Here is a 1,493-nt window from a genome sequence, read left to right as displayed (position 1 = left end):
GTGCTCTACCTCCGGCAAGAAACACGCGACGCTGCACCTAAATGCATTTCGGGGAGAACCAGCTATCACGGAGTTTGATTGGCCTTTCACCCCTAACCACAGGTCATCCCCCAACTTTTCAACGTTGGTGGGTTCGGCCCTCCACGCGGTCTTACCCGCGCTTCAGCCTGCCCATGGCTAGATCACTCCGCTTCGGGTCTAGGACACGCGACTGAATCGCCCTATTCAGACTCGCTTTCGCTACGGCTCCCCCACACGGGTTAACCTCGCCACATGCCACTAACTCGCAGGCTCATTCTTCAAAAGGCACGCCGTCACCCCGCAAGGCTCCGACGGATTGTAGGCGAACGGTTTCAGGTACTATTTCACTCCCCTCCCGGGGTACTTTTCACCATTCCCTCACGGTACTCGTCCGCTATCGGTCACCAGGAAGTATTTAGGCTTACCAGGTGGTCCTGGCAGATTCACGGCAGATTACAGGGGTCCGCCGCTACTCGGGAACACCCACAGAAGACCAGCCACTTTCACCTACCGGACTCTCACCGCCTACGGTCAGCCTTTCCAGACTGTTCGGCTAGCAACTGGCTTTGTAACTTCTCGAACAAGTGTCAGCTTGTTCAGCAGGGTCCCACAACCCCAACCACGCAACCCCTGACAGGTATCACACGCAGCCGGTTTAGCCTCAATCCGCTTTCGCTCGCCACTACTCACGGAATCACTAAATTGTTTTCTCTTCCTACGGGTACTGAGATGTTTCACTTCCCCGCGTTCCCCCCACACACCCTATGTGTTCAGGTGTGGGTGACTGGACATGACTCCAGCCAGGTTTCCCCATTCGGACACCCTGGGATCACAGCTTGGTTGACAGCTCCCCCAGGCCTATCGCGGCCTCCCACGTCCTTCATCGGCTCCTGGTGCCAAGGCATCCACCGTTCGCCCTTGACAACTTGACCACAAAGATGCTCGCGTCCACTGTGCAATTCTCAACAAACGACCAACCCACAACCCACAAGCCCCACACCAAACCCGACAACCGCCGGCGGTATGCGAGACCAGGCCATGCCTGGCAGCCCACGAAGCTCACGCTCCGCACAAGGCTCCGAAAGAGACAACCAACGGTTGTTCCTTCAGGACCCAACAGGGTGCTATCCATCTCCTCCCAGCCGCATCACGTCTCCGCTCCACACCACCCCGAAGGATGGCCGTACTAGAAGAACCCGACCGTTGCCAGGAAAAAACTCGCCAGTGTCTCCGCCATCGAGCACCCCGACCCGACATTCGCGGGCCGCGGGCTCCTTACCGACTTTCGTCGGAAGGTGCTCCTTAGAAAGGAGGTGATCCAGCCGCACCTTCCGGTACGGCTACCTTGTTACGACTTCGTCCCAATCGCCAGCCCCACCTTCGACGGCTCCCTCCACAAGGGTTGGGCCACCGGCTTCGGGTGTTGCCGACTTTCGTGACGTGACGGGCGGTGTGTACAAGGCCCGGGAACG

General features: G+C 58.5%; 2 rRNA genes. Both read right to left on the bottom strand.

What is annotated here, in order from left to right:
* Positions 1 to 953: ribosomal RNA gene (locus tag AB0B91_RS65935) — 23S ribosomal RNA — on the bottom strand; the annotation flags it as partial.
* A 374-nt stretch (positions 954 to 1,327) separates the two neighbouring features.
* A 16S ribosomal RNA gene (locus AB0B91_RS65930) occupies positions 1,328 to 1,493 on the bottom strand; the annotation flags it as partial.

The sequence above is a fragment of the Nonomuraea sp. NPDC049141 genome (assembly GCF_040648415.1).
Lineage (GTDB): Bacteria > Actinomycetota > Actinomycetes > Streptosporangiales > Streptosporangiaceae > Nonomuraea.
The sequence above is the reverse complement of the archived record's forward strand: the minus strand, read 5'-3'. Positions and strand labels throughout refer to the sequence as shown.